The 3765-nt window shown below is 65.1% G+C and carries 4 protein-coding genes; all 4 read left to right on the forward strand.

Annotated elements, in window-relative coordinates:
• Window positions 1-513: SDR family NAD(P)-dependent oxidoreductase (locus ACXJKH_RS16700; RefSeq protein ID WP_457320984.1), on the forward strand; the 513-nt coding region annotated here is incomplete at its 5' end.
• Window positions 510-1451: an SMP-30/gluconolactonase/LRE family protein gene (locus tag ACXJKH_RS16705; RefSeq protein WP_457320986.1), complete on the forward strand. Its 942-nt coding sequence runs from the start codon at window positions 510-512 to the stop codon at window positions 1449-1451. The genes ACXJKH_RS16700 and ACXJKH_RS16705, both read left to right, overlap by 4 nt.
• The gene (locus ACXJKH_RS16710) at window positions 1448-3007 is read left to right on the forward strand and encodes a sodium/sugar symporter (RefSeq protein ID WP_457320988.1); all 1560 of its coding nucleotides are present in this window, start codon (window positions 1448-1450) and stop codon (window positions 3005-3007) included. The genes ACXJKH_RS16705 and ACXJKH_RS16710 overlap by 4 nt, the downstream gene beginning before the upstream one ends.
• 5 nt (window positions 3008-3012) lie before the next feature.
• A partial coding sequence (locus tag ACXJKH_RS16715; protein ID WP_457320990.1) for a sialidase family protein occupies window positions 3013-3765 on the forward strand: 753 nt, incomplete at its 3' end.

Here is a 3765-nt window from a genome sequence, read left to right on the forward strand (position 1 = left end):
GGCTTGGTGGGGCCGTTTTCAGTGCTCATCAACAACGCGGCCAACGACGCACGCCATGCCTTGGCCGACACCGGCGTGGCCGATTTCGAGCGCAGCGTGGCGGTCAATCTGCGCCACCAGTACTTCGCGATCCAGGCCGTGTCGCCGGACATGCGGTCGCTGGGCGGTGGCTCGATCATCTGTCTGGGGTCGACCGGCTGGATGATCAAGAACAGTGGTTACCCGCTGTACGCCATGGCCAAATCCGCGGTACACGGGCTGGTGAACGGGCTGGCCCGCGAGCTGGGCCAGGACCGTATCCGCATCAACGCGCTGGTCCCCGGCTGGGTGATCACCGAGAAACAGCAGCGGCTGTGGCTGGATGCGGAGGGTGAAGCGCAGCTGCGGCGCTCGCAATGCCTGCCGGGCTACCTGCGTGCGGACGATCTTGCCCGTGCCGCACTGTTCCTGGCCGCCGACGACAGCCGCATGTGCACCGGCCAGGACTTCATCGTGGACGGAGGCTGGGTGTGACCGCCGCGATGAGCGTGGCGGTTCCCTCGGGAAACACCCTGGGCGAAGGCGTGCTGTGGTGCGACCGCGAGCAGGCGGTGTACTGGACCGACATCCAGCAGTCGAAGTTGTGGCGCTACCGTCCACAGGACGGGGCAATCACCCGCTGGCCGATGCCGGAGCGTCTGGCCGCGATGGCGCTGTGCGAAGCGGACGGTTGGCTGCTGCTCGCCCTTGCCTCCCGGCTGGCGTTCTTCCACCCCGAACGCAATGAATTCCGCGACCTGCAGGACCTGCGTGGGTTGGCAACCACCGATACGCGTGCCAATGATGGCGCTTGCGACCGTCAAGGCAGATTCGTGTTCGGCATGCTGCATGAGCCCGCCGAAGGCCCAAAGCAGGCGGTAGCACCGTTCCTCCGCCTCAATGCGGACCTTACTTTGGAAACCCTGCCGCTGCCGCCGGCCGCCATTTCCAACAGTATTACCTTCAGCCCCTCAGGCGACACGATGTACTTCTGTGATTCGCTACAGAAGCAGATCCTGCGATGTGATTACGGCAAGACGCTCGGGCCGGCGCAGCTGTTCGTTGACCTGCAGGCCGAACCCGGCGAGCCCGACGGCAGCACCGTCGATGCCGAAGGCGGCCTCTGGAACGCCCGGTGGGGCGATGCACGCGTGGTGCGTTACCTGCCCGACGGTACCGAGGATCGCTCGATTGCCACGCCGGTCAGCCAACCGACTCGCCCGGCCTTCGGTGGGCCTGGACACCGCACGCTGTTCATCACCAGTGCGCACGAGGGGCTGGATGCCGCCGCGCGTGCAGTTGACCCCCTTGCCGGGCACCTGCTCTCCATCGAAAACGCCGGTATCGCCGGCCTTCCCGAAGCCCGGTTCGCCGGCGACCCCACCAGCTTGCCGCCCCGCGCACCGCGTGGGACTTCCGCGGAGATTCCATGAGCCTTTCCACCCTTGATATCAGCATCGTGCTGGCCTACCTGGCGGGCATTTTCATCCTTGCACAGTGGGTATCGCGCGAGAAAGCCGGCCAGCAGAAGTCTGCGCAGGACTACTTCCTGGCCAGCCGCAGCCTGCCGTGGTGGGCCATCGGCGCCTCGCTGATCGCAGCCAACATCTCGGCCGAACAAATCATCGGCATGTCCGGTTCGGGCTATGCGATCGGCCTGGCCATCGCGTCGTATGAGTGGATGGCCGCGATCACCCTACTGATCGTCGGCAAATGGTTCCTGCCGATTTTCCTGCGCAATGGCATAACCACCATGCCGCAGTTCCTGCAAGAGCGTTACGGCAACCGCATCCGCACCCTCATGGCGGTGTTCTGGCTGGGCCTGTATGTGTCCGTCAACCTCACCTCGATCCTGTGGTTGGGTTCGATTGCCATTGCCGKTGTTGCTGGCCTCAACCAGGATGTTGCACTGGTGCTGCTCGGCGCGTTCGCGCTGGCTTACCAGCTGTACGGCGGCCTGAAGGCGGTGGCGCTGACCGATATCGTGCAGGTGTGCCTGCTGGTGCTGGGGGGCCTACTGGTAACCGTGATCACACTAAGCAAAATCGGTGATGGCAGCGTCAGCGACGGTTTCATGCACCTCTGGCAGCAGCACCCGGAGCGGTTCGAGATGATCCTGAGCAAGGACAACCCGTTCTACAAGGACCTGCCGGGCCTCTCGGTGTTGCTGGGCGGCATGTGGATCGCCAATCTCAGCTATTGGGGCTTCAACCAGTACATCATCCAGCGGGCACTGGCGGCCAAGAACCTGCGCGAGGCCCAGAAAGGGGTGGTGTTCGCCGCCTCCCTCAAGCTGCTGATCCCGGCCATCGTGGTTCTGCCCGGCATTGCCGCGGTGATGCTGGCGCCGGATCTGGAGCGACCMGACGCCGCCTACCCCACCATGCTGGCCCTGTTGCCCAGTGGCATCCTCGGGCTGGTCTTCGCGGCGCTGGTGGCGGCAATCGTCGCGTCGCTGGCCTCGAAGATCAATTCGGTGGCGACCATTTTCACCCTGGATTTCTACGCCAAGCGCGCGCCGGACGCCTCGCAGGCGAAGCTGGTGCGGGTGGGCCGCATTGCCGCCTCCATCGCCATCATCGTCGCGGTGATGACCGCACGCCCATTGCTGGGCGGGTTCGACCAGGGCTTCCAATACATCCAGGAGTTCACCGGCTTCTTCACGCCCGGCATCGTGGTGATCTTCCTGCTGGGTCTGTTCTGGAAGCGCGCCAATGAGGCCGGCGCGCTGGCCGCCGCAGTGGGTTCGTTCTTGCTATCGCTGGTGTTCAAGCTGCTGTGGCCGTCGCTGCCATTCCTGGACCGCATGGGCGTGGTGTTCTTGGCGACCCTGCTGCTTGGGGTCGGTGTTGCGCTGGCTACCCGCGCCAGTGGCGACCGCGACCGCATCCGTACCGATGACGTGGGCTATGCCACCTCCCCGTCATTCAACGTCGCCTCGCTTGCGGTACTGGCGATCCTGGTGGCCCTGTACGCAACTTACTGGTGATGGACATGCAACTGATGCTTCCCCTGCGCACCCTGATGCTGGCCGTGCTGACAGCCGTGGCGCTCCCTTCGCTGGCGGCCGAGGTGACCTGGACCGATACGGCCACGGTCGATGCGGAGAATGCGGGCTGGGGCCGCCTGGCACGCCTGCCCGACGGACGCTGGCTGGCGGTGACGACGCGCTATCCCGGTGGCGAGACCACCACGCTGCAGCTCTCTGTCAGCGACGACAAAGCCCGCACGTGGGCGCCGCTCTCCCGGGTGGAAGAGCCCAAGCGAAAGCTCGACAACGGCGAGCTGATGGTCCTGCCCGAAGGTCGCGTTCTGCTGGCGATGCGCTCGCTCATCGATGGCGTGTCTTACCGATTGAACGTGTATGCCAGCGACGACCAGGGGCGCAGCTGGCGGTTCCTCAGCACCATCACACGCAACGAATCCCCTGCCGGTCGCAAGGACCGGGGGGTGTGGGAGCCGGTGTTCACGTACCTGGAAGATGGCACCTTATCGGTGGTCTACGCCGACGAAACCCGGGCGGACGAGCAGCCCTCCTATAACCAGGTGGTATCGCAGCAACTGTCCCGCGACGGAGGGCGCACCTGGAGCAAGGCGGTGACGATCGCCAACCAACCCGGTGGCGGTCTGCTCCGGCCTGGCATGCCTGTGATGGCGCGGCGTCCGGACGGAGGTTACCTGATGGTGCTTGAGACCTGCGGGGATGACCCGCAGTGTCCGGTTTCCTACAAGACTTCCGCCGATGGC

The organism is Stenotrophomonas sp. P5_B8, assembly GCF_054049855.1.